This is a genomic window from Bacteroidia bacterium, from assembly GCA_041391665.1.
Lineage (GTDB): Bacteria > Bacteroidota > Bacteroidia > J057 > J057 > JAGQVA01.
On sequence record JAWKNO010000003.1, the window covers coordinates 727,270 to 751,786 of the forward strand.

Consider the following 24,517-nt stretch of genomic DNA (forward strand, 5'->3'; position numbering starts at 1 on the left):
GGGCGGAAACCATGAGGCTAAAGCCTGTGTTGTGGGATAGAATACGTTTCAATTATTGATTCCTTCAGGTTTTGGCCTAAAAATCGCGATTAATTCGTACCGGACGGGCGTTGTTCACACACTTTTTTCAGGCCTTCAATTTCCATGGTCATATATTGGGAAGTCAGGTTAGCCGTCATCTTGTATAACAGCTTAGCCAAAAAACCTTCATAGGTCATCGTTAGCGATACGGCTGTATGATTATCGCCCGGTGACAAGGCATGACCAGCAGTCATCGTCAAACCCGGAGATTTTGATACCCACGTAAAAGATCGGTTTTCCTCGTATTGTATCACTTTCCAGACATTGGGAAGTAGTCTGGGTTGAAAAACTTTTGCACTGACACCAGGACCAAGTACAGTGTTGTTGATAAGGACAATTTTTTTTATAGAAGCCGTCCACAAATGCCAGTGTTCAACATCTGCAAGAATCTTAAAAATCGCCTCAGGAGTAGCCTGTATTGCGATATTTTGGGTGATCGTCAATGGGTTGGGCATTCGTTTGAAGGTTACGTTTCTCAGCGAAATGTACTTATTCTACAGAAAATTTACTATCTGCTGACAGGTTTTTTAGCTTCCAGTTGAACAATTTCCTGTTTTCCACAAACCTTTCATATTGCTCGCCGGACATAGCCCTACTTCCCCCGCTGGATAATCCTGATCCCACTCCCACCGGGCTCTCCCGCCGCGCCAAACTTTGAAAGGTTATACGTAAAGCCCAGCAAAAAATACCGGCTCAATGTCAACGTCTGCACTTCTTCGATATAGTTCAGCTCGCTCGTGCGGCTAAAGCCCAGATTCTGATTGAGCATGTCAAATGCCGATAGTTTGATCTCGCCTCTGCGGTTTTTCAGCACATACTTCGACAGTGAAGCTTTCCACAGCGGAATTCGGGTCTCTTCATTAAAAGCTGTACCGGCATATACGGCGTAGTTGATGCCCGTGCGCAAGGCCCAGGTTTTGGCAAAGTTGACAGAAAAGTCGGCGTAATACCGCTTGTTCAAAAATGCCTGATTTAAATCCTGATTCACCGAATACCGCGTCAGGTTGTGATCAAAATCTACCCCCAACACGATGTCCACCACGTCTTTGTTGCGGTTTTCGATGCTCAATCCCACCGAATTGATCAACCGGTCCACATTGTTTTCGCGGCTGTTGACAAACAATATTCCCCGGTTGTAAATAGAATTTAAATCCAGGTTGATTCTGCTTTTTATGGGTTTGATGGGCGTACCAAAACTCAGACTCCCGGCAATTCGCAGGTCTCTGGCTACGTTTACAGGTGTTGTGATCTGCCGGAACAGCGAATCGATGCTCCGCGAATTGGTGATTTTGTTTTGGGTATAAGTGGCCTCCAGATTGGCAAACAAACTGGTAAAGGTAAACGCGCTGTATGAATTGTAGCGCAAATTCATCTGATGGGAATACTCCGGACGGAGGTTCGGATTGCCAATGACAATGCTCAGCGGATTGGAGTTGTCCGCAATGGGCTGCAACTGCTCCAGTGAAGGTTCCCGCACGCTGGTTTCGTAGTCAAGTCCCAGACTCGTAGATGTGGTGAAATTAAAATTGGCCCGCATCAGGGGAAGGATATTGAGAAAGTTCTGGCGAATGGTGGTCCCGCTGGTAAATATTTCTCCACGAAGGCGCGACTGCTGAAGGTTTACCCCCGTAGTAAAATTGAACTTTTTGCGGTTGTACTGAAAATCCATACCCGCTCTTTCGTAAAAATAGCCGCGCTGGTAGTGGTTGCTCAGGTCTGTATTGAGGATTTCCCGGGGATTGTCGTTGGGGCGAATGTCAAACACATCGCGGATCAGCTTATTGCCATAGTTCTGATGGGAAAGGTTAAAAGCCAGAAACTTGCCCTTGCCCAGAGGTTCTGTATAAGTCAGCCTTGCGCTATAGTCAAGCTGATCGCCATTTTGTATTTGCGACTGATTTACACTGTCTGAGAAGGCGTACAACGGGTCCTCAGGCAGATACCGGTTGATCGATCCGATGAGCGCAGTCCGGTCATTGCTGGTAAGACCGAGATTTGCGTTTGCCACCACTGCCCTGCCCTTTTTGGCAAACCGCTGGCGATAAGTGAAGTTGTTTCGAAAGCTGAGATTCGTTCCGTCGGAAGTGTTGGTACGCAGGCTGCTGTTTTCGGTAAATCCGAGTTCATTCAGTGCGCGGCTGTTGCTATTGAGGTCCAGCCCGGCATCGTTAAAGCCAAAATTGGAGCGGAAAATGATATTCTTAGATGAATCGATCTCATGCCGCAATGTCAGATTGATGCGGTGATTTTGATTGCGGCTGGTCTGGTCGGTATTTTCGTCCGAATTAAACACACTTTCGCCGAGAAAATTCTGACGGAAGGTGCTGCTTTCTGTTTCGTTTTTGATTCCGCTGTAGAAGTAGTTGGTACTGAGTTCGGTCTTTTTACTGAAATCGTAATTGAAGTTCAGTCCTCCGGCTGCCGTTGTGGTAAATCCGCTTCCCAGTGCATTGTTGATAGGCAGTCCCAGGTCGCTGGCATTGAGCGAAATGCGGAAAGAACCACCACCTCCGCCACCACCTGACGACATCATATTCTGCAACCCGCCCATAAAGTTGATATAATCATCGATGCCAAACCCCTGTTGGTTGGTGTTGTTGAGCATGCCCAGGCCGGAAAACTGAAGTTTTTTGGTAAACCGGTTAACGTTGGCGCGGCCTTCAAACCGGTCTTTTGTGCCGTAACCACCGGTTACATTGCCAAATACCCCCTTCTTTTTGTCCTCTTTCAGCGAAAGGTTAATGGTCTTTTCCCGCTGCCCGTCATCTATGCCGGTAAACTCTGCAAAGTCTGACTTTTTATCATAAACCTGCACTTTGTCCACCGCATTGGCAGGCAGATTTTTGCTGGCGATTTTGGGGTCGTCTCCGAAAAATTCTTTCCCATCCACATATACTTTCCGCACTTCTTTTCCCTGCGCTTTGATGGTACCGTTCTGGTCAACCTCCACGCCGGGAAGTTTTTTGAGGAGATCTTCGACTACGGCGTTGGGCTGGGTTTGGAAAGCGTCGGCGTTGTATTCGATCGTGTCTCTTTTGATGAGAATGGGGGTTCGCTGTCCTTCTATGGTAACTTCTCCCAGTGAAAGGTCAAGAGGCTCCAGCGGAATATCGCCCAGATTGATTTCCGGTGTATCACCTTTGACGGAAAGTGTACGGCTTGCCTGCCGGTAGCCGATATAGGTGATTTGGAGGATGTATTCACCAGGCTTAGTTTTTTTGAAGAGAAACTTCCCCGTCTTGTCGCTGAGCGAAAACGAAACCAGAACAGAGTCGGCCGCTTTCAACAGCGTAACCGTAGCCGCCATCAGAGGCGCGTTGGCGGTATCGAGTACTGTACCGGAAACCATGGTTGTCGCCTCCTGTCCGTACATATTTACGGACAGGGTGATTAACGCCAATATGATAGAAATGAGAAAAATTCTGGGCATGGGGAAGAGTAGTTTGGTTAAAATTGTTTTTATCTCTCGAAACCACGACGAACGCTAAAGATGCTACTGTTAACCACGAAGGACACTAAGGTCTCACGAAGTACACTAAGGTTTCTGGTGTGTATGAATTTACAGAAGACAACACTTACACGTTTTCTTTGTGTATCTGCTCAGTAGATGGTTTTCCCTTGTGTGCTTCGTGGTTATTTTTTCTTAGCCTTTAATTTCGCCTTTGAATAAACTTGATGGTTGTTCCGCCACCGCTTCCGCTTCCGCCCATTTCGGCTTCCATTTCCTTCATTTTTTCTTTCATGATTTCTTCAAATTCGGCCTGTGTGACTTCTCTTCCTTTTGAAGGCGCAGCCATCAAGTCGCTTTCCACTTTGCCGATTTTCACTTCTTTGGCGACAATGGTCTGTTCTCCGTCGTTGATACTCACTTCGAGAATCAGTCCCGGCAGACGGCCCAGGTTGCCCGGCCCGGTGGAAACCGGAATTTGCGGGGTAAACCACACTTCCGTCTTTGTAACACTGTCGGCCATGGTAGCTTTCTGGCAGATATATTCACCGATCTGTTTTTGTTCGCCGGTCAGTTTCCACTCGTAGGATTTCAACTCGTCTTTGATCAGAAATACTTTCCCCATAAACTCCCGCTGCTCGATTTTCTGCTCTTCCTGAAGATCTTTATAGAGCTTGTTGTCGGGGCGGGCAATAATCATTTTAAAATGCATTTCGCCACTTCCACCACTGATTTCCTGATTTTCGTCCTCATCTGATTCCGCATCTTTGTAGAGGGAAGCGTCGGGAGAAAAATAGAGTGTCTTTTTTGCCGCCTGCTCTTTGGGCAGCATAGCCATCATTTCGTCGTCTTCCATTCCTTCAAGATGGATTTTCAGTTGAATGACTTCTTCATAAGTTACTTCGCCCTCAACTGACTGGCTGAAAGCAAACAGCGGCAACAGCGCAAATAAAAAGTTTAGTAGTTTTTTCATAAAGATTTATTTTGACTGTAAAACTACATGCAGGGAATTTACCGGCGGGTTAATCAACCTTGATTTAATGTTAATTAAGGTTAAAATCTGCGGCAGGTATCCATGGATTCGGTATTTTTACCTTTGTGAACCGAAATCAATTATCCATATCGCTGATGATCGGAAGCCTGGCACTTTTGCTGGTTTTCCAGTTTTTGTGGCTGCGCAATGTGTGGCAGACCGAGGTGGAAAACCTCCGAAAAGAGACCGACCAGCTATTTGTCAATGCCATCCGCGACATTGAAGATTCGCTTGTACAGCAGATTTATATCGATCCCCTGATGGTTCATGTCAACAGACCTAAGGATGAACATTTTAGTATCCGCAAAAGGATCAATACAGATACTGACAAACAAATCACGATTCTGGGACAAAGTTCGGGCACAAACCTGTCCGGTTCAGATTCTACCTTCCGGTTTACCTTTCGCTCACGATTTAATGAAGATGACAAAGACAAACGGAAAGGCTCCATTTCACTGTTTGTTGCGATGACCGATACGCTGCGAACCCTGGATTCCGGGCAACCCCTGATAAGTCAGCTTTCGCTAAAACCCCTGCTTGAGCAAAAATTTGATGAGGAAATTAAAAATACGGGGCTCGGTTTGCCTTATAAACTGGGGGAAGTCGCGGATACAGATTCTGTATTTAGCGGAATTATCACCCATTCTTATATTGACATTCCCAGTGAAGAAGGTTATGCAGTATATATCAATGATTATCAGGGCTATATTTTCAAAAAAATCGTTCCCGAAATCCTCTTTTCGATTTTCCTGTTTGTATGTATTTCTCTCGCATTTTACCTTACTTACCGCAACCTTCGCAACCAGCAGCGGCTCAACCAGCTCAAAAACGACTTCATCAGCAATGTCACCCACGAGCTAAAAACGCCCATCACGACCGTAAGCGTGGCTATCGAAGCCCTGCGCAATTTTAACGCACTGGACGATCCCAACCGCACCCGCGAATATCTCGACATTTCCCAGCAGGAACTCAACCGCCTGGCAATCCTCGTGGATCGCGTGCTGAAAATGTCGCTGTTTGAAAAAGCAGAACCCGAACTGAAAATGGAAACCGTGAGTCTGCGGGAAATCATTCAGGAGATACTCGGATCGATGAAACTTCAGTTTGAAAGGCTGTCTGCAAAGGTGTCCTTTCATTCACCCGAAATTCCATTCTCCCTTACCGGCGACCGGCTCCATCTCACCAGCGTCGTCTATAACCTGATCGACAATGCCTTAAAATACGGCGGAGAACATCCGCAGATAGAAATCGCATTGGCAGAAGCCCAGGGGCAGATCAGCCTTTCGGTTAAAGATTCGGGGATGGGAATTGCGTCTGAGTACCGGGAAAAAATCTTCGAGAAATTTTTCCGCGTACCCACCGGAGACAGGCACAATATCAAAGGGCATGGGTTGGGACTGAGTTATGTTGCCAGTGTAGTGGAAAAACATCAGGGCACAATTTCCGTCGAAAGCCAGCCTGGCAAAGGATCGTGTTTTACCGTTTTATTGCCCGCCGATCATGCCTAAGACCCGGATTTTATATGTGGAAGACGAGCCTTTTCTGGCCAAAATCGTCAGAGAAAGCCTGGAGAGCCGGGGTTTTGAGGTGGTGATGGTTCACGATGGGGCGAAAGTCATGCAGGTTTTCCGGCAGCAGGTGCCCGACATTTGCGTGCTCGACGTGATGCTTCCCAATGTGGACGGATTTGAGTTGGGCAAAAAAATAAGGGCGGAAAATGTTTCTATTCCCATCATTTTTCTCACTGCCAAAGTACAGACAGAGGATTTGCTGAGCGGATTTTCTTCGGGGGGAAATGACTATATCCGGAAGCCATTTAGTGTGGAGGAACTGATCGTGAGGATCAACAACCTGCTGAAGCTGACCAAAACCGGAAAGAATCAGGGTTTGAGCCAGGAAACCATTCAACTTGGAGAGTACAGTTTTTTTCCGCAGAAATATGAATTACACCACGGAGAGGAAGTGCGTAAACTCTCCCACCGGGAGGCCCAGCTTCTTGGTATCCTGGCCGATCACAGGAACTACTCAGTCAAGCGGGCAGACATTCTCAATCAGGTTTGGGGCGACGACTCATTTTTCAACTCCCGCAACCTCGACGTATATATCGCCCGGCTGCGCGACTACCTCAAAGCCGATGAGAAAGTGCAGATTATCACGCTGAAGGGAGTCGGGTATCATTTTGTGGTGGGGTGAGGCCTATCAGTAGCGCGGGGTTTAAACTCCGCGCTATGGATACGGATGCGCTGGATATATAAAATTTTTCATAAAAATTTTGGAATCAACATTTCCCGAGCTACTTTTGCACCGGGTAAGGCTGTACGACCAGATCCTACTGAACTCCGCCAGGACCGAAAGGTAGCAACGGTAAGTGGTTGATCGGTGTGATATAGTTCTTACCCCTTTTTTTTTGCCCAAATTTTCCATGACTACCTCCGACCTGCAATTTCTACACCGCTGCCTCCAACTGGCAGAACTGGGCGGAACAAGGGTTGTCCCCAACCCCAAAGTAGGTGCCGTCATCGTTCACAATGGTACAATTATCGGCGAAGGATTCCACCCCTACTCCGGCGGTCCGCATGCTGAAGTCGTAGCGGTAAGGGATGTTAAAGATCAAACCCTTCTACCCGCTTCTACCATCTATGTCAGCCTGGAACCCTGCAATCATTTCGGCAAAACGCCTCCCTGTGTGGATTTGATTCTGGAGCATAAAATTCCCCACGTGGTCGTCGGCTGCCTCGATCCCAACCCCAAAGTAGCAGGCAAAGGCATCGAAAGACTCCGGGCAAATGGAGTAGAAGTAGAATTAGCCGAAGATACTACCCCTTTCACCTTTGCCAACCGCGCCTTTTTTGTCAACCAGTTGTACCATCGCCCCTATATCACCCTGAAATGGGCACAGACTGCCGATGGTTTTATTGCAGGACACGATGAGGCGGGGAATGGTATTCCCATAAAAATCACAGATTTCCCGTCCGACGTACTGGTTCACAAACTGAGAGCGAGCCATCAGGCGATTCTGGTCGGCAGGAAAACTGCATTATCAGACAATCCATCCCTTACCACCAGACATTACCCGGGAGAAAATCCGCTGCGAATCGTTTTCGACAGACAAGGTTCTCTTCCCCGCACATTGAAACTGTTTACGGATGGAAACAAAACGATGATTTTGGGAGCAGAAACAACGAAGACAGAAAACGTCGCCTACTATTCCCCCACCCAATGGACCAATTTTTCCGCCCTTTTGGAGGAATTATATTCAGAACAAGGAATTTGCAGCATCCTGATTGAAGGAGGAAGGGAAATTTTGCAGCAGTTTATAGATCAGGGCGTATATGACGAGATGTATTGTTTTGAGGGAATGGCGAAAACCGGCACAGGCATTCCGGCACCGGTTCTCCCCCCGGATTTTTCCTTTGACAGCAGGACGTTATCAGGCGGCGATATACTGAGATCCAAAATAGTGGTCAGATGACAGGCCACTAACTCTTTTTAGGGAGATTGATTTTAAACTTCCCCTCCCCTGGTTTTTTCTCGCCCTGATCCTTTTCACGCTGGCGCTGCCGCTTCTTTTTCTTTTTCTGCTGGTTGCGTTTCCATTTATCCACCGCGTTATCCTTGACAAAAACGTAGCGTACCGATACTGCCGTATTAAGCCCAAAACCATTTCCTTCCCCGGAGGTAAGATGCGGTTTGAAGTCAGCGGAAATATTCAACCCGGCTACGGTCATTTCTGCTCCGAGGATGGCGTCCACACCGGCAATTCCTCCCGTCCCGTTTTGAAATCCAAAGTGCGGACCTGCACCGTAATAGACATTCGCTCTGCGCGAAAGAATGCTATTGTGCCTGCGGGCCAGAACGTGGAGATAGGTAGTGCTGTTGAAGTTATTCTGTTTTGATTTAAAATCATTTTGAAGAATGCCCTCTATTGTGACCTTTTTCATCACTCGTTGGTTGACGGTAAGGCCATAAGAGTTTCCCAGACGAATACCTGCTGTGGTCATATAGGTCTGCGCAAAAAGACCTGTAACAGAAAGAAATGTCAGTGTGACAAAAAACAGAAATTTATGATAATACCCCATGGTTCATTCAGATTAAAGTACAAAGATAAGACAAGCTTTATGTGGAATAGATGCTTATATCGTGCCGAATTTAAGCCCATATGGTTTGTTTGAGAAATCTAAACAAAAAAAATCCCGCTTCCTGTAAATAGAAAGCGGGAAGGGATTGAAAGTATAAAAAAATTTCTTCTCTCTTAATCTACATTATCATGCAGGAAAGAGTTATTGTCTTTGAGTTTATACTTTCTGTCGTGGTCTTCGTCAACACTTAAACGCGAAAGCTGGGATTTATGATCCGGCTTTTCGGGGTCTACAAGCACACTTTTCCGTAAATACGCAGGTACGGTTTCGAGTCCCTGAAGACTTTCCGGGTCATGAAGATCATAAACCTTGGAATTTAACTTTTTGATTCTTTGTTCTCTTTCGAGGTGGTTCAACCGGCGGATTTCTTTTTCGCGGCGAATCACTTCTTCTTCGTCGAGCTGATGATGTTTTACCGGCGAAGCAGTTTTTTCGGCTTCTACGACCGGAGTTGCTTGTTTTTTCACTTCATCATACCGGGTAGCGATTACGGTAACGCGGATTTTTTCGCCCATAGACTCATCATATACGATACCGTAAATGATGTTGGACTGGTTACCGGCACATTCCTGCACATATTCCACCACCTGTGTGGTTTCGTCCATACGGAGAGAGTCTTCAGAAGCAGTAATATTCACTACAATACCACGTGCACCTTCTACCCCGATATTATCGAGCAGCGGAGAGTTAATCGCCATTTCAACGGCCTGCATAGCGCGACCATCGCCTTCGGCTGTCGCAGTACCCATGAGGGCCTTACCGCCATCGCGCATGATGGTACATACGTCTGCAAAGTCAACGTTGATATACCCTTCGGTAGTGATGATTTCAGCGATCCCTTTGGCAGCATTGCAGAGCACCTGATCAGCTTCTTCAAATGCCCGCTTCATGGTCACATTGGATCCGAGGATTTTGTGAAGGTTATTGTTGTCAATGACGATCAGCGTATCCACGACACTTTGAAGCTCGGCGATACCGGCGAGTGCCTGCTGGGTTCTGCGCGGGCCTTCAAATTTGAAGGGTGTGGTAACGATCCCAACCGTGAGAACGCCCATTTCCTTGGCCATTGCTGCGAGCACAGGTGCAGCACCGGTACCGGTACCGCCGCCCATCCCGGCAGTAATAAATACCATTTTGGTATTTTCTTTCAGGACAGAACGCACCTCTTCGAGGCTTTCGATAGCAGATTTTTTTCCGATTTCGGGGTTTGCACCTGCGCCGAGGCCTTCGGTCTGGTTGGCACCCAAACGAATTTTGGAGGGGATAGGACTATTTTTTAATGCCTGGAGATCAGTATTACAGACAATGAAGTCAACGCCTTCAATGCCTTTTTCGAACATATTGTTCACTGCATTCCCACCGCCGCCACCTACTCCCACTACCTTTATGATAGAGTTTTGATTTTTTGGAAATTCAAATTGCATGGCTAATATTTTTTGATGTGAGTCTCTTTTTATTCAATAAAATCACCGGTATTGGTCAGTGTACTTTCAAACCAGGTTTTCACTTTGTCGATGAAACTGATTCTGGGGCCGCCACCGCGCTGTTGAAACTGAGAAACAGCTTCGCGTTTTGCACTGGTGCGGACAGGTTCTAGTTCATTTGCTTCCAGTCCCATAATCACAAGACCGGTTCCGGTAGCATACATAGGGAAGTTTACTTCGTCCACCAGACCGCTGGCCAGGTGTTCTCCAGGAAGACCGATGCGGGTATCGATTCCTGTAACATACTCCACACATTGTTTCATATGTTGCAGTTGAGAGCCACCGCCGGTGACCACGATCCCTGCAACCAGTTTATCTTCATATCCCGAATTTTTGATCTCAGCGGCAATAAACTCGGTAATTTCTTCCATCCTTGACTGGATCACACGAGCCAGCATGCTCTTGTGTATTTCCTTTGCGGGCCGGTCGCGTGGTCCGGGAATACTGATCACCACATCTTCCGTTACTGCGTCAGCCAGAGCGCTTCCGTACTGGACTTTCAGCAGTTCTGCATGTTTTTTCATGACTTTACAGCCATGTTTGATGTCCTCAGTTACGATGTTTCCACCGAAAGGAATGACTGCGGTATGGCGAATAATATTATTCTCAAATACTGCAATATCTGTCGTACCACCACCGATATCAACCAAACAAACACCCGCTTCTTTTTCCTCAGGAGTCAGCACAGCAGCACTCGATGCCAGCGGTTCGAGGATAAGCTCGGCCACTTCAAGCCCGGCCCGTACCACGCATTTATAGATATTATTGGCTGCGGTAGTCTGGCCGGTTACAATATGGAAGTTGCCTTCCAGACGTACCCCGGACATGCCTACGGGATCAATAATTCCGGACTGCGCATCAACCGTGTACTCCTGCGGAAGTACGTGGATGATTTCTGTACCAGGCTGGGTAGCGATTTTGAACATGTCCATGTGGAGACGGCTCACGTCATCCTGAGCAATTTCAAAATCGGGATTGTTCAGTGTAATAATACCCTTGTGTTGCATGCTGCGTACATGCTCACCGGCTATTCCGACATGAACCACCTCAATTTTAATTCCTGACTGTTTTTCAGCTTCGGCAATCGCTTCGCGAATCGCCTGAACTGTTTTTTCAATGTTGACAACAACACCACGGCTTACACCGTCGGAATGAGACTTGCCCAAACCCAGGATGTTGATTTTGCCAAATTCGTTGCGTTTACCGACAATGGCGCAAATTTTTGTTGTGCCAATGTCCAGACCTACGACGATTTTTTCGGTTGACATTCCTTTTTCTGAAGACATAGCTTTGCGTTTAATTTTTAGGACTTTCGTTACTTAGCTGAGCAAGTATGACGTAATTTTTATGATCGTTTTCTTTTTGCCACCACCTGGCCTCTGAACTCCACGCTCACATACCGGTACCTGTCCAACCCTACTTCCCGCACCACCTGACGATAAAAATCCAACAGGTTGTTGAACTTCTCCTCGATTCTCACAGGCTGGCCAAACTCCACATACATATCCCCTACCTGTGGATACAATACCAGTTCTCCACTTTGTTTGATCTCTACTTCTGAAATCTGGGCATTCCAGAATTCATGGGTATTGATGTAGTTTAATACCGGCAGTGCTGCCAGGATTGTGGTACACTCAAACGTATCTACAATTGCCTCGTTAAAATCTCCTCTCACCAGCACTACATTGGCAGCATGCCTGTATGAATCCGGAAACTTATGGCCACCTTCGTCGAGGTAAACGGAGTTTCCGTCATTATTAATGAGTCTTGCTACCGGCTTGCGAAGTTTCGCCTCAATATGCAAGGCGCCCTGTATGCTTTTATAGATTTCCGCCTCCTCAATCGTTGGATCTGATTTGATGATTGTCTCCAGCTCTTTCAGGTCCAGACGGTTCATTTTTTCGCCGATGATCTTGCGTTCCCCATTATCTGTAATGACTTTGGTAATATCTTCTGCATTCAGAAACTGATTATCACTGTCAGCTTCTATTTTGACCTGAATATCACTCAGCGCCATATTCTGCTGATACAGCCCGGCAAGGGAAAACAAGACCAGCACAACAGCTGCTATTGCCGGATAAAGAAGTGCGTTTTTCATTCTGATTTTCCCGAAGGAAACAGACGTCTTCCGGCGCTTCTTTTTCTCCGCATCGATTTCCTCAAAAGGCCGGTTGAGCCTTGGAGCTGCTGTGCGGGGTGAATATGCTTTTACCAGAAAAAACATGGTAGTTCGTTAAATTTGTTCGGTTAGTAAGTTTTATCTATCTGTTCTGTCAGGGTCTTTATTTTTATTGTTTCCCGGTCAATGTCTCCTGCTCCCAGGCTCATAATGACGGCAGGTTTTTCTATCCATTCGCGCAACTGGTCCGCCATCGTCTCCTTCGTCACCATTGCTTTCTGCGAACAGGTTATTCGTTCCAGCAACTTTTCGGAAGTAATTCCTGGCAGCGGTTCTTCTCTGGCCGGGTATATATCCATCAGGATTACCGCATCTGATTTAGATAATTCTTCGGCAAACCCGTCCATAAAATCCCTCGTGCGGGTAAACAGGTGCGGCTGAAAAATCACAATCAGTTTACGCTCCGGAAACAGGTCTCTGGCTGTTCTGACCACAGCAGCTATCTCCGTAGGGTGATGGGCATAATCATCGACATAGGTCAGTGTTTCGCTATGCGCATGCACATCAAACCTTCTGTAAATGCCGCTGAATGAGGTAACCGCCTTTCTTATCCCTGCTTCATCTGCGCCACAATGCAATGCAACCGCTATAGCTGCAACCATATTTTTCACATTATGTCTTCCGGGCATAGGCAGTACCAGATCTGCGATTTTTATACCCGGAGCTACAAAATCAAAAGTAGTAGTCAGGTTTTCAAACCGAAGGTTTTCTGCATAATAGGTTCCAGCCTCAAGTCCAAATGTTTCTGACTTATGATCAGGAAACTGGTCTTTCAGCGTTTCTTCTATCAGCAAATATTCCGACTGCCCGGCAAAAACAGTATAGTTTTCGCGCATGGCTTCCGGTGTACCATAGATATCCAGATGATCTGCGTCCAGAGAAGTTATCACGGCAAACGCTGGTGTCAATGTCAGAAAAGAACGATCGTATTCATCTGCTTCGACCACCAGCCAGTCGGTGGTTCCCAGCATAAAATTCGCTTTCAGGTTGTTGGATATTCCACCCAGAAATGCTGTACAGTTAATATTGCTGCTTTGCAATACATGGGTAAGCATCGTGGATGTGGTCGTCTTGCCATGGGTTCCGGCGACCGCAAGCGTACGGTAAGAGCGGCTGATTTCGCCCAACGCCTGAGAGCGTTTCATGGTAGGCACGCCAGCGTTTACGGCAGCCGTATATTCCACACTTTGTTTGCTGATCGCAGGCGTATATATCATCAGATCCTGTCCTTCCAGATGGGCAGCATCCATGGTGTAAAAAACTGTCATCCCCTCTGACTCCAACTGGTCGGTAACGATGGACCGCGAACGGTCATATCCACTCACGCGGTTTCCCTTCAGATGGAAATATTGTGCAAGCGCACTCATTCCGATTCCTCCGATCCCCAAAAAGTAGATATTTTTCACTTCGTTCATATTTTTCCAGTACTAAAGAGTTCATCTACAATCTCTTTTGCCGCATTGTGTTTTTCCATGGCAGAGATTTTATCAGTCAGTTGTGTCAGTCTTTTTTTATCTCCCAGAATAGCCAGTGCTTCATCTACCAATTTTGCCCGGGCATCTTTATCCTGAACCAAAACGGCAGCATCTTTTTCAGAAAGAGACAGAGCATTTTTGGTCTGATGATCCTCGGCTACGTTGGGTGAGGGGACAAGTACAGATGGCTTTGAAAGCGCAATCAACTCCGAAATCGTACTGCCACCTGCACGGCTGATAATCAAATCCGCAGCCGAATATGCAACAGCCATATCATCGATAAATGGCATCAACTTTATATTCGGATGGCTGGTAATTGCCGGAGCCAGCGTCTCATAATACCTTTTGCCGCATTGCCAGACCAGCTGAACGTCTGCATCAATGATCTTTTGCAGGTTTTGCTGCAAAGCATCATTGAGCGTCAACGCACCCAGACTTCCGCCAAGGCTCAACAAAACCGGCTTGTTGGGATCCATACCCAGTTTTGCTGCGGCTTCTGCTCTCGGAGACAGGCCGAAGGTTCTGATCGGATTGCCCGTAACGACTACTTTTCCTGTTGGGAAATACTTTTTTGCATCTGCATTTCCCAGCAAAATACCAGAAGCCTTAGGCGCAAGCCATTTGTTGACCAAACCCGGGTAAGCATTTTGTTCACAGATAAACAGCGGGATTTTTTTCCATGCAGCTACTCTTCCCAGAGGGCCGCTGGCAAATCCCCCCACCCCCACTACAATCTCCGGGCGGAACCTGTTGACAATCGTGAGCGCCTGAACAATACTTACCACAAACTTTAAAGGAAAGAGCAGGTTGCGCACAATGTTTTGCAACGTGATCTGGCGGTGAATGCCACTGATCCATACCGCTTCGATCGGAAAATTATATTTAGGCACCACGGTCAGCTCCATACCGCCATTGGCACCGACAAACAGAATATCCGCGTCCGGTTCCCGGCGCTTTATTTCATTCGCAATTGATACAGCAGGAAAAATATGGCCTCCTGTACCACCTCCCGATATGATAACTTTTCTGCTCATGCCTGACGTGCGGGTCTAAATTTTACGTTTCCCTGTGGTTTGATATTTTTAAAAACGCCTGGTTTTCTTGCCTGTTTCTTCTCACTTGGGTCCATTGCCTCACGGCTTACACTCAGGATAATTCCCAACGAGATCGAAGTCATAAGGATAGAGGTACCTCCCATACTGATAAGAGGAAGGGTAAGCCCGGTTACCGGCAACAATCCAACGGTAACCCCCATATTTAGCATAGCCTGCAAAACGAGTATAAATGATAATCCTGCCGCCATCAGGGCCCCAAATGTCTTACTCACAGTAACAATACTCACGCTCCTGAAAAGCAGCATGAGGTACAATCCGATTACAATCATTCCTCCCAAAAGGCCATATTCTTCTATGATAATTGCATACACAAAGTCAGCATGTGCCAGCGGGATAAAGTTTCTCTGTGCACTTTTGCCCACTCCTTTTCCAAAAAATCCGCCGGAAGCGATGGCCACGTTGGCCTGAGTGGTCTGCACGTTGCCATCGTAATACTCGTTGGTCATTCGCTCTACATAATCGCCCCAGCGCGACTGCCAGGTTTCAGAACGTTTTGCAGTCATCACCAGAATGATCAGTCCGATAAATGCAATTCCGGCCAGCATGCCCAAATATTTGATATCAATCCCTGCAATAAACATGACCATAATGCTGGCGATAAACATCAGCGCTGCTGTACTAAGGTCAGAAGGTGCAATCAATCCACAGATCACCGATACCCAAAAAAGCGAAGGAAGAAAACCTTCATAAAAATCTTTGATCACGTCCTGCCGTTGTGTGAGAAGCTTTGCCAGATAAATCATCAGGGTGAGCTTCGCAAGGTCGGAAGGCTGGAAAGACTGGCCGAAAATCGAAATCCATCGCGCAGCTTCATTCACCTCACTACCCTGGAAAATAGTATATAACAACAGGGGGATTGTGATAATCAGCAAAATGTTTGTAATGCGTGCAAAAATCCGGTAGTCCAGCAGGTGAATGGCGAAAATGACAAAAAAGCCAATTCCCAGCAGTATCGTATGTTTAACCAAAAAATACTCTGTATCGCCCCCGTGAAGCCGGAAGGATAAAGCACTGGATGCACTGTAAACAGCCAGAATACTTACAAGCGAGATCAGGATCACCAGAATCCAGATGATCTTATCTCCTTTTAGTCTATGTAGAATCCAGCGTATCATTTTGCTGTATTTATGAGTTTTTCTTCTTTTGAATCATTTCCTGTACGACTGTTTTAAACTGTTTTCCTCTGTCTTCATAGTTGTTAAACAGATCAAAACTTGCACATGCAGGTGAAAGCAGAACCGTATCTCCTGATTGTGATAGTCCCCGGGCAGTCTCAACCGCTGCGCTCATACTCATTGCCTGATATACCGGCGCATGAAACGCTTTGAGAAATTTTCCTTTATTTTCTCCCAGGACAACAATGGCCTTCACCTTTTCCAGGACAAGCGGTATAAGTGAAGTGTAATCATTTCCTTTATCAACCCCTCCGGCAATCCATACAATTGGCCCTTCCAGTCCTTCCAATGCGAAATAGACAGCGTCCACATTTGTGGCTTTGGAGTCATTGATGTACCGAATACCATCCATGTCGCCAGCAGGCTCCAACCTGTGTTCAATCGGGGAGAATGTCTTCAGTGCCGGCAAAACCGCCTTTACATCCACGCCATAGGCTTCAACTGCCAGAAGTGCAGCCAGGGTATTTGCCTCGTTGTGTTTTCCAAGGAGTTTCATTTCCCTGAAATCCATCAAAGGCCCTGTAGAAGCCAGACACAGCTGATGGTTTTCCATCCACGCCGCAGAATCTGGCGCTTTTTTAAGACCAAATCCCAGCATTTGGGCCGACACCTTCGTTTTCTCCATCATTCGCAAGCTTTGTTCATCTTCCAGACACCAAATGAATGCATTATGCATGGTCTGATTCTCTGTAATTCTGAATTTTGCTGCGGCATAGTTGTCGAAATTGTAGCCATACCGATCCAGATGGTCAGGCGTAATATTCAGCAGAACAGCCACTTCGGGGTGGAAATTTTGGATATCGTCCAGTTGGAAACTACTGATTTCCAGCACATATCCTTCCCTTTTGCCCATGGCAACCTGTAAGGCGAAGCTCTGGCCGATGTTACCACCCAGACCCACGTCTTTTCCTGCTGCTATGAGCAAATGATAAATCAAGGAAGTAGTAGTGGTTTTCCCATTACTACCTGTGATTCCGATGATTCTCGCATGGGTATAGCGGGAAGCATATTCTATTTCGGAAATCACGGATTTACCCGCTGCTTTCAACTGCTGAATGATTGGCACGGTACCGGGAATTCCCGGACTTTTCACAATCACATCTGCTTCAAAGAACTTATCTATACTGTGCGTTCCTTCTTCGAATGGAATCGCATGTTGTATCAATTCACTTTTATAATTCTCCTTTATCGACCCTGTATCAGATAGCCATACTTCTTCCCCCTGTTTCTTTGCCAGAATAGCTGCACCTACGCCACTTTCCCCCCCTCCCAGAATTGCTGTTTTGGCCATTGTTATCTAAGTTTTAAGGTTGCAAATGCTACTAAAACCATCAATATTGCCACAATCCAAAACCTCGCGACGATTTTTGATTCATGTAACCCGGCCTTCTCATAGTGATGATGCAGCGGGGACATTCTAAAAATCCGCCTTCCTTCTCCATATTTTCGCTTCGTATACTTGAAGTACGAAACCTGAACAATCACTGAAATGGATTCTGCGAAGAAGATTCCGCACAGAATCGGCAGTAACAATTCTTTTTTGACCATCAAAGAAAGAATCCCGACGGCTCCTCCCAATGCAAGGCTTCCCGTATCTCCCATAAAAACCTGAGCGGGGTAAGCATTGTACCAGAGAAAGCCCAAACAGCCACCAACCAATGCCGCCACATATACCAAAAGCTCTGCGGAAAGCGGTATATAGCTAATGTTCAGGTAATTGGAAAAGACATAGTTACCCGAAACATAAGCAAATACCCCAAGTCCGGCGCCTACAATTGCGGTGGTTCCGGCAGCCAGTCCATCAATACCGTCTGTAAGATTCACACTATTGGAAACAGCGGTTACGACAAATATGACAATGAGCAGATATACAATTCTTCCAAGAACATTGGGGTCAATCACCCGATCGAGAAAAAACACCTTCGAATAGTCAAAGACATATTCTTTGAAAAAAGGAAAATCTGTAATGTATATAAAACTCTGATCTTCAGGCCCGAAAAGCTCACTGGCTATGAGCTTGCGTTGTTCCTGAGGGATCAAAATGATTTTTTCTTCAGGTTTCGTTTCACCCAGAGAATCTTTTGTTATTCGAATCACCCGATATAGCGCCAACTCATCGTAGATTTCGCCATCGGGAAAAGTCGTAAAAGCCTCACCATTAATTTTTACCAATTCGTCGCCTGTCAAAAATCCAGCATCGCGCAGGAGGCGGTTGGTCTTGATTTTATTTAGCTGGGTAATATTTGCCCGGCTTCCCATAAAATCAGGGTGAAACAACATCGTGATCCCGACAATCAGTCCCAGTCCGATCTGGCCAATGATTTTGAATTTACCTTTCAATCCCTGCTTATCTTTTTTGAAGACTTTGATATAATCGTCAACAAATCCGATAACGCCCATCCAGATAGTCCCAAGTAAAATCAGCCAGACGTATCCGTTTTGAATATCCCCCCACAACAGTGTTGGAATCACAATTGCGGCAATGATAATCAGTCCGCCCATAGTGGGAGTCCCTGCTTTTGCGGCGTGGTCAGGACCGGTAGAACTGTCTCTTACAACTTCTCCGATCAGGTTTTTTCTCAGTAAGTCAATGATCTTTTTGCCTATGAGCAAAGAAATAATGAGCGAGAAAATAATTGAGAGGATTGCCCTGAACGTAATGAACTGGAATACCCCAAACCCGGGTAAGTCATAAGTTTTATGCAGCCAATCCAGAAAGTAATAAAGCATCTCTTGTTGTTATTTTTTTTGGTGATGCACTTCGCCTCAATTTATCCTCTGTTACTATTTCTATTTTATTTAGGTATTAACCGTGAAACTCATCCAATGCTTCCTTCAATATTGCCCTGTCGTCAAACGGATATTTTACCCCTTTAATCTCCTGATAATCTTCATGTCCTTTTCCTGCGACCAGGATCACATCCTGGGCATTGGCCAGCCGGCTGGCGGTTCTGATCGCTTCCCTGCGGTTTTCGATCACCAGCGTCTTTTTTTTCTGTGTGATCGACACTCCCCGCTCAATCTCGTCAAGAATTGCCTGCGGCTCTTCATTGCGGGGATTGTCAGAGGTGAATATCACCTGATCTGATTTTTCCACGGCAATCCTTCCCATAACCGGCCGTTTTTCCTTATCCCGGTTTCCGCCACAACCTACAACCGTGATGATTTTTCCTCCTGCCTGGTGAATATTCTTAATCGTATTGAGTACATTTTCCAGCGCGTCAGGAGTATGCGCGTAATCGACAATGCCTGTAATCGCAGTACTTTTACTTCGGATAACCTGAAATCGCCCCGAAACTCCATCAAAACCACTAAGGCATTCCAGCACTTCCCGCCTGTCAAGCCCAAGTTCGACTGCCGCACCAATCACCATCAGGAGGTTGTAAGCATTAAAGCTGCCGATCATCCGAAACCATACCTCCTCATTTTCGAGACGCAACAGCAAACCGTGAAAAGTATTTTCAACGATTTTTGCGTGGTAGTCAGCCATTCGGTTTATTGCAAACTGCCTGACAGTTGCCCGGGTATTCTGCACCATCACCTTACTGTTTTTATCATCTGCATTGATAAGCGCAACAGCATCGGCAGGGAGTTGATCAAACAGAATTTTTTTAGCCCTGATATACTCCGCAAAACTTCCGTGGTAGTCGAGGTGGTCGTGAGTAATATTGGTAAACATTGCCAGGCGGAAGGGAATTCCTGTGACCCGGTGTTGTACCAGTGAATGGCTACTCACTTCCATGAAACAATATTCACAGCCCTCCTTCACCATTTCCGCAAACAGCATATGGAGTTGTCTGGGGTCAGGTGTGGTATGCGTTGCAGGTATTTCTTTTTCACCGATTTTATTACCGATTGTAGAAATCATACCCGACATATATCCCATCTGTTGAAACAACCTGTGCAACAGATTTACAGAAGTAGTTTTTCCATTTGTACCGGTAACTCCCACAACAATTAATTTGCGGGAAGGATTTCCGTAAAAGTTGGAAAGGATATAGGCAAGTTCCCGCTGACTGTTTTCTACCTGCACATAGGTAACAGTTGTTTCCAGCTTTTCAGGCAATATTTCACATACAATTGCACTTGCACCTTTGGCTATCGCCATGTCAATGAACTGATGCCCGTCGCTTGCTGTACCTTTTACAGCGACAAACAGCATTTCCTCCTTCACTGATCTCGAATCAAAGTGAACATCTGTTATTTCCCGGTCTGTAGTACCATGAATCGTAATTGTAGGTACTTGATTCAGTAATGCTGCGAGTTTCACTGGTTCTTTTTTTTCTATCCGAGAAATAATGTGATCGAGGCCTCATTCCCTATTTTGTACCCAGGTAAAAGCGATTGTCGCCTTACCCTTCCGGTACCTTTTAAAATAACTCGTACTCCCATCCTTTCCAGCAGGGTTATCGCATCGCGACTGGTCATGCCCCTGACATTGGGAATGGTCATATTTTCTTTATTATTTTCAAATGGCGCCAGATTAATCTGGTGCCCGTTCGTTTCTGCTTTCACCCATTCACCTTCTGGAAGTGTGCTGGTATTGATCCCAAATTCAGGATAAACCATCTTTGCGCTTTGGGTAAACATCAGTTGATTTGCCGGTTTACGTGTCGGGCGGGGATCTTCTTTCCGGGGAATCTTCGAGAGTTTCATATCCATCGCATAAATTTCGTCGGCGATCTCTCTGAAAATCGGGGCGGCCACTGTACCACCGGAAGCATATCCACCTTCTGGTTCATCCACCATGACATACAAAGTATAGCGGGGATTATTGGCGGGGAAAAACCCACCAAACGATGCCCGGTATTTTTTTACATACTGGCCATTCTGTATTTTTCTGGCTGTACCGGTTTTTCCGGCAACTTCAAATGGCATGTTACGGAAAGCCGGCTGAGCGGTACCGTAATCAACCACTGCTTTCATGAGTTCCCGTACTTTGATTGCAGCTTCTTTGGTACACATTTGAGGGTTCAGCATTTCCGGGCCATAAGATTGGATAATCCTCGAATTATCTCTCACCTCTTTGACAATCCAGGGTTTCATGAGTTTGCCCTGATTGGCGACGCCATTGTAAAACACAGCCATTTGCAGAGGCGTAACCTGAATGGAGTAACCATAAGAAAGAGAAGGCAAAGTAGCGATTGTCCAATCTTTACTATCGGGTGTGATGATAATCGGCTGCGGCTCTCCAAACAGTTGAAAATCACTGGTCGCAAAAAAGCCGAAGTTTTTCAAATGCTCCATATAGCGATCCGGATTGGCACCAAAGTGCTCATTCACCGTCATGGACATCCCAACATTGGATGAGTGTGCAAACACCTTTTCAAACTCAATCTCTCCCCAGGCGTGGCCGTTGTCAGTAACCTCTTTATCATCGTACATAACGGAGCCATTGCCTGTATCGATAGTATCACATACATCGATGAGGTTGTCTTCCAGCAAAGCCAGCGCTGAAGCCGTTTTGAAGGTAGAGCCAGGCTCTGTCTGTGTGGCGATCCCATAGTTAAAATTCTCAGGATAGTTGGCCAAAGCTCTGATTTTCCCGGTTTCCACTTCAATCAGAATGGCAGTTCCATATTTGGCCGCGTGTTTTTCCACCCCCTTACGGAGAGCATTTTCTACGACATCCTGCATATCTACATTAAGGGTGGTCACTACGTCGAGACCATCCCTGGATCCGTCATCACCAAATTCATCAAGCGGAACATACGAGTCCCCGACTACTTTCTGCGCAATAATATAACCATCCCGGCCTCTCAATTCGCGGTTAAACGAATACTCAATCCCCCGGATTCCAAGCGTATCGTCAACCAGGCGCCCCAGGGTAATTCGGGCGAGTTCGCCCATGGGATAGTAACGTTCATTGTTGAATTTTTCAATAACCAGGCCTCCCTTATAGCGCCCCATATTAATAATGGGCCATTTTTTGGCCATTTCAAGCTCCTTGAAGTTGAGTTTTTTACGCGAGAGGTAAACGTGTTTGTCTCCACGGACCAGGGCATCTTTGATCCGGTGATAATACATAAGGGTATCTTCTTCTTTGTCTCCAAAATGGCTGGCGAGGTTTGTTGCCAGCAGCATCAGAGAATCGTTGAAGTTTAACCAGGTAGCCGTATCGATGATGGAAGGGTCCATGGCAATACGGTAAAAGGGCAAACTCGTAGCCATGATGGTACCATCTTCAGAAACGATATTGCCTCTGTCGGCGACCATCTTTTTAAAGAACACCTGGTCTTCGATTTCCTTCTGTACCCATTCACTTTTGTTCCATTGAATGGTCATCACCCGCAAAACGATCAGCCCGCCAAACAAAAGGAAGAAGGCGAAGAGTGTATAAACCCGTAGTAATATGTGATTGGAAACACTTTTCATTTTACCTGGCAATCAATTCATTTCTTAAAAATTTTAAACAAATATTTCAGTCCAACAGGGACCGGGTTTATGTCAGGGAACAGAGCAGAATTGGGCGAAAGGATTAAAGAGTAGAGCTGGATATTAATTATGCGTACTAATAATTTTATAAGCGGGCTCATCGAGCGTTCGAAGTCCGATGGTGTCCACGATCTGCTGAATTTCCGAAAGGCGGGTACCTGCGCTGAGTGTGGATTCCTTAAGCAGGTAATTAGACTTCAGTCTTTTTACTTCAACGCGGTAGGATTCCATAGTTTTGACCTGGCGCTCAGCGTGGTGCGAGTTCCATATATATACCAGACCAATTGCGGCGAGGAATAGCATGAACTTAATATAGTCATCCACCACGCCCATGGATATACCGCCGCGGCGTTTTGCACCGGTGCCGGGTTTTCCATTTTTCTGCAAGGGTAAACGATATTTACTAAGAATTTTCACTATTTCGCTGCGTTTGGTATTTGTAAAATCAAGACTAAATTTCTGTTTTTTCGACGGCTCTGAGTCTCGCGCTTCTGGCTCTGGGATTGCGTTCAATTTCCGCTTCACTTGCCTGAATGGCACTCCGCGTTATTTTTGTCCAGGGTGTCAGGGGTCTTCCGTAGAAGTCTTTTTCTTCTTTTCCGGCAAGATTTCCGGATCTGAAAAAGTTTTTAACCATCCGGTCTTCCAGAGAATGATAAGCAATCACTACGATACGACCGCCCGGACTCAGGATTTTCAGGGAAGCCAGCAATAAAGCTTCCAGCGCTTCCATTTCCCGGTTTACCACAATCCGAAGTGCCTGATACACCTGAGCGAGGTATTTGGATCTCCGTTGGGCGGGGATACAACTTTCAATCAGGATCTCAAACTGCCGGGTAGTCACTATGGGTGCCTTTTGCCTGCCATCTACTACCACCCGGGCCAGCTTCCGGCTATTGGGCACTTCTCCGTAACGGGAAAATATAACGGTCAGTTCCTGCTCATCCAGCTCATTCAGGATGGAAGATGCAGTAAGCGGCTGGGAAATATCCATTCGCATATCGAGCGGTGCATCAAACCGAAAACTGAACCCCCTTTCGGGTGTATCAATCTGGTGAGAAGATATGCCCAGATCTGCAATAATCCCATCCACAGGACCTATGCCTGCGTTACTCAAAACTGTTTCAATGAACTTAAAATCTGACGCAAAGAACCTCAACCGATCATCTTTCACTACTTTCTCTGCGGCATCTTTATCTCTGTCAAAGGCAATTAATTGCCCGTTTTTGTCCAACCTTGACAATATTTCAGCTGAATGCCCTCCTCCGCCATGTGTCACATCCACATATATTCCACCGGGTTTGACTGCGAGGAGGTCTACCGACTCCTGTAACAAAACCGGTATGTGGTAACTCATTCCTCGTCCCCCCCTGCCATGACTTCTTCAGCCAATGTCTCAAAATCAAACCCCGGTTCCTCCAACCAACCTTCATATGTCGCCTGGTCCCATATCTCTACTTTGTCGATCTGCGCTACCAATACAACATCTTTGCCGATTCCCGCAAACTCCATCAAACGCTTGGGAAGCAATACCCTTGCACTGCCATCCAACGTCAACTGTGTCGCACCATTCAGAAACATTCGGGTAAATGCCCTGTTTTTCTTCACATACTGGTTGCGAGACTGCAAACGCTCCAACTCTTTCTCCCAAACCTGCACCGGATACAATACCAGACATTTGTCCAGCCCCCGGTTGATGACAAAGTCCGACTGCTGATCTTCGGGCAATTGCTTACGGAGTCCCGCAGGCAGGAGAAACCTGCCCTTGTCATCCAGTTTGCAATTGTATTCGCCGATCAGTGAGGTCATAATTATGGACACTAAATCAATTATGTAAAACTATAAAAAAGTTCCCACAATTTCCCACTTTTTCCCACGAATTCTATACTAAATTTCCACAAATTGTCACAACAACTCATGGTATTAGCTAAATACAGAACAATACTAATAATA

General features: G+C 46.2%; 20 protein-coding genes and 1 other RNA gene. 4 read left to right on the forward strand and 17 right to left on the reverse strand.

Going from position 1 to position 24,517, the window contains the following annotated elements:
- Positions 1–89: 89 nt before the first annotated feature.
- The 3 genes from R3D00_25775 to R3D00_25785 all read right to left on the reverse strand — a co-directional run bounded on the left by R3D00_25775 (position 90) and on the right by R3D00_25785 (position 4,502).
- Complete coding sequence (locus R3D00_25775; protein MEZ4776612.1) at positions 90–536, reverse strand: SRPBCC family protein; 447 nt, start codon at positions 534–536, stop codon at positions 90–92.
- 137 nt (positions 537–673) lie between these two features.
- Positions 674–3,511: a TonB-dependent receptor gene (locus tag R3D00_25780; GenBank protein ID MEZ4776613.1), complete on the reverse strand. Its 2,838-nt coding sequence runs from the start codon at positions 3,509–3,511 to the stop codon at positions 674–676.
- 220 nt (positions 3,512–3,731) lie between these two features.
- Positions 3,732–4,502 (reverse strand): GLPGLI family protein, encoded by a 771-nt coding sequence (locus R3D00_25785; GenBank protein MEZ4776614.1) that lies wholly within the window; start codon positions 4,500–4,502, stop codon positions 3,732–3,734.
- Positions 4,503–4,627: 125 nt separating this feature from the next.
- On the opposite strand from R3D00_25785, the gene R3D00_25790 reads away from it, so the two are divergent.
- From R3D00_25790 to ribD, 4 genes are all read left to right on the forward strand, one after another.
- Positions 4,628–6,070 (forward strand): HAMP domain-containing sensor histidine kinase, encoded by a 1,443-nt coding sequence (locus R3D00_25790; protein ID MEZ4776615.1) that lies wholly within the window; start codon positions 4,628–4,630, stop codon positions 6,068–6,070.
- A complete protein-coding gene (locus R3D00_25795) occupies positions 6,063–6,755 on the forward strand; it encodes a response regulator transcription factor (protein ID MEZ4776616.1) in 693 nt (230 codons plus the stop codon). The genes R3D00_25790 and R3D00_25795 overlap by 8 nt, the downstream gene beginning before the upstream one ends.
- A gap of 112 nt (positions 6,756–6,867) precedes the next feature.
- An RNA gene (gene ffs, locus R3D00_25800) (signal recognition particle sRNA small type) lies at positions 6,868–6,965 on the forward strand.
- Between the two features lie 19 nt (positions 6,966–6,984).
- On the forward strand, positions 6,985–8,034 hold the full coding sequence (ribD, locus tag R3D00_25805; GenBank protein MEZ4776617.1) for a bifunctional diaminohydroxyphosphoribosylaminopyrimidine deaminase/5-amino-6-(5-phosphoribosylamino)uracil reductase RibD: 1,050 nt from the start codon (positions 6,985–6,987) through the stop codon (positions 8,032–8,034).
- A gap of 7 nt (positions 8,035–8,041) precedes the next feature.
- Here ribD and R3D00_25810 read toward each other — a convergent pair whose 3' ends face one another.
- The 14 genes from R3D00_25810 to mraZ all read right to left on the reverse strand — a co-directional run bounded on the left by R3D00_25810 (position 8,042) and on the right by mraZ (position 24,373).
- The gene (locus tag R3D00_25810; GenBank protein MEZ4776618.1) at positions 8,042–8,641 is read right to left on the reverse strand and encodes a hypothetical protein; all 600 of its coding nucleotides are present in this window, start codon (positions 8,639–8,641) and stop codon (positions 8,042–8,044) included.
- A 173-nt stretch (positions 8,642–8,814) separates the two neighbouring features.
- Complete coding sequence (gene ftsZ / locus R3D00_25815; GenBank protein MEZ4776619.1) at positions 8,815–10,125, reverse strand: cell division protein FtsZ; 1,311 nt, start codon at positions 10,123–10,125, stop codon at positions 8,815–8,817.
- Between the two features lie 29 nt (positions 10,126–10,154).
- Complete coding sequence (gene ftsA, locus R3D00_25820; GenBank protein MEZ4776620.1) at positions 10,155–11,453, reverse strand: cell division protein FtsA; 1,299 nt, start codon at positions 11,451–11,453, stop codon at positions 10,155–10,157.
- Between the two features lie 77 nt (positions 11,454–11,530).
- On the reverse strand, positions 11,531–12,409 hold the full coding sequence (locus R3D00_25825) for a hypothetical protein (protein ID MEZ4776621.1): 879 nt from the start codon (positions 12,407–12,409) through the stop codon (positions 11,531–11,533).
- A gap of 23 nt (positions 12,410–12,432) precedes the next feature.
- Positions 12,433–13,779 carry a UDP-N-acetylmuramate--L-alanine ligase gene (gene murC / locus R3D00_25830; GenBank protein MEZ4776622.1) on the reverse strand — a complete coding sequence of 449 codons (1,347 nt, stop codon included), beginning with the start codon at positions 13,777–13,779 and terminating at the stop codon, positions 12,433–12,435.
- On the reverse strand, positions 13,776–14,873 hold the full coding sequence (murG, locus tag R3D00_25835) for an undecaprenyldiphospho-muramoylpentapeptide beta-N-acetylglucosaminyltransferase (protein ID MEZ4776623.1): 1,098 nt from the start codon (positions 14,871–14,873) through the stop codon (positions 13,776–13,778). The genes murC and murG overlap by 4 nt, the downstream gene beginning before the upstream one ends.
- Positions 14,870–16,069, reverse strand: coding sequence for an FtsW/RodA/SpoVE family cell cycle protein (locus tag R3D00_25840; protein MEZ4776624.1), 1,200 nt, complete (start codon positions 16,067–16,069; stop codon positions 14,870–14,872). The genes murG and R3D00_25840 overlap by 4 nt, the downstream gene beginning before the upstream one ends.
- A gap of 10 nt (positions 16,070–16,079) precedes the next feature.
- On the reverse strand, positions 16,080–17,420 hold the full coding sequence (murD, locus tag R3D00_25845) for a UDP-N-acetylmuramoyl-L-alanine--D-glutamate ligase (GenBank protein ID MEZ4776625.1): 1,341 nt from the start codon (positions 17,418–17,420) through the stop codon (positions 16,080–16,082).
- A gap of 2 nt (positions 17,421–17,422) precedes the next feature.
- On the reverse strand, positions 17,423–18,859 hold the full coding sequence (mraY, locus tag R3D00_25850; GenBank protein ID MEZ4776626.1) for a phospho-N-acetylmuramoyl-pentapeptide-transferase: 1,437 nt from the start codon (positions 18,857–18,859) through the stop codon (positions 17,423–17,425).
- A gap of 76 nt (positions 18,860–18,935) precedes the next feature.
- Positions 18,936–20,399, reverse strand: a complete 1,464-nt coding sequence (locus tag R3D00_25855; protein MEZ4776627.1) for a UDP-N-acetylmuramoyl-L-alanyl-D-glutamate--2,6-diaminopimelate ligase — start codon at positions 20,397–20,399, stop codon at positions 18,936–18,938.
- 14 nt (positions 20,400–20,413) lie between these two features.
- Positions 20,414–22,504 (reverse strand): penicillin-binding protein, encoded by a 2,091-nt coding sequence (locus R3D00_25860; GenBank protein ID MEZ4776628.1) that lies wholly within the window; start codon positions 22,502–22,504, stop codon positions 20,414–20,416.
- Positions 22,505–22,627: 123 nt separating this feature from the next.
- A complete protein-coding gene (locus R3D00_25865) occupies positions 22,628–22,981 on the reverse strand; it encodes an FtsL-like putative cell division protein (protein MEZ4776629.1) in 354 nt (117 codons plus the stop codon).
- A 34-nt stretch (positions 22,982–23,015) separates the two neighbouring features.
- On the reverse strand, positions 23,016–23,921 hold the full coding sequence (gene rsmH / locus R3D00_25870; GenBank protein ID MEZ4776630.1) for a 16S rRNA (cytosine(1402)-N(4))-methyltransferase RsmH: 906 nt from the start codon (positions 23,919–23,921) through the stop codon (positions 23,016–23,018).
- Positions 23,918–24,373 (reverse strand): division/cell wall cluster transcriptional repressor MraZ, encoded by a 456-nt coding sequence (gene mraZ, locus R3D00_25875; protein MEZ4776631.1) that lies wholly within the window; start codon positions 24,371–24,373, stop codon positions 23,918–23,920. Before mraZ ends, rsmH begins: the two co-directional genes overlap by 4 nt.
- Between the last annotated feature and the right edge of the window lie 144 nt (positions 24,374–24,517).

Coding starts and splice junctions, on each gene's coding strand:
- R3D00_25775 (MEZ4776612.1), bottom strand. CDS start 536: ATGCCCAACCCATTGACGATCACCCAAAATATCGCAATACAGGCTACT.
- R3D00_25780 (MEZ4776613.1), bottom strand. CDS start 3,511: ATGCCCAGAATTTTTCTCATTTCTATCATATTGGCGTTAATCACCCTG.
- R3D00_25785 (MEZ4776614.1), bottom strand. CDS start 4,502: ATGAAAAAACTACTAAACTTTTTATTTGCGCTGTTGCCGCTGTTTGCT.
- R3D00_25795 (MEZ4776616.1), top strand. CDS start 6,063: ATGCCTAAGACCCGGATTTTATATGTGGAAGACGAGCCTTTTCTGGCC.
- ribD (MEZ4776617.1), top strand. CDS start 6,985: ATGACTACCTCCGACCTGCAATTTCTACACCGCTGCCTCCAACTGGCA.
- R3D00_25810 (MEZ4776618.1), bottom strand. CDS start 8,641: ATGGGGTATTATCATAAATTTCTGTTTTTTGTCACACTGACATTTCTT.
- ftsZ (MEZ4776619.1), bottom strand. CDS start 10,125: ATGCAATTTGAATTTCCAAAAAATCAAAACTCTATCATAAAGGTAGTG.
- ftsA (MEZ4776620.1), bottom strand. CDS start 11,453: ATGTCAACCGAAAAAATCGTCGTAGGTCTGGACATTGGCACAACAAAA.
- R3D00_25825 (MEZ4776621.1), bottom strand. CDS start 12,409: ATGTTTTTTCTGGTAAAAGCATATTCACCCCGCACAGCAGCTCCAAGG.
- murC (MEZ4776622.1), bottom strand. CDS start 13,779: ATGAACGAAGTGAAAAATATCTACTTTTTGGGGATCGGAGGAATCGGA.
- murG (MEZ4776623.1), bottom strand. CDS start 14,873: ATGAGCAGAAAAGTTATCATATCGGGAGGTGGTACAGGAGGCCATATT.
- R3D00_25840 (MEZ4776624.1), bottom strand. CDS start 16,069: ATGATACGCTGGATTCTACATAGACTAAAAGGAGATAAGATCATCTGG.
- murD (MEZ4776625.1), bottom strand. CDS start 17,420: ATGGCCAAAACAGCAATTCTGGGAGGGGGGGAAAGTGGCGTAGGTGCA.
- mraY (MEZ4776626.1), bottom strand. CDS start 18,859: ATGCTTTATTACTTTCTGGATTGGCTGCATAAAACTTATGACTTACCC.
- R3D00_25860 (MEZ4776628.1), bottom strand. CDS start 22,504: ATGAAAAGTGTTTCCAATCACATATTACTACGGGTTTATACACTCTTC.
- rsmH (MEZ4776630.1), bottom strand. CDS start 23,921: ATGAGTTACCACATACCGGTTTTGTTACAGGAGTCGGTAGACCTCCTC.
- mraZ (MEZ4776631.1), bottom strand. CDS start 24,373: ATGACCTCACTGATCGGCGAATACAATTGCAAACTGGATGACAAGGGC.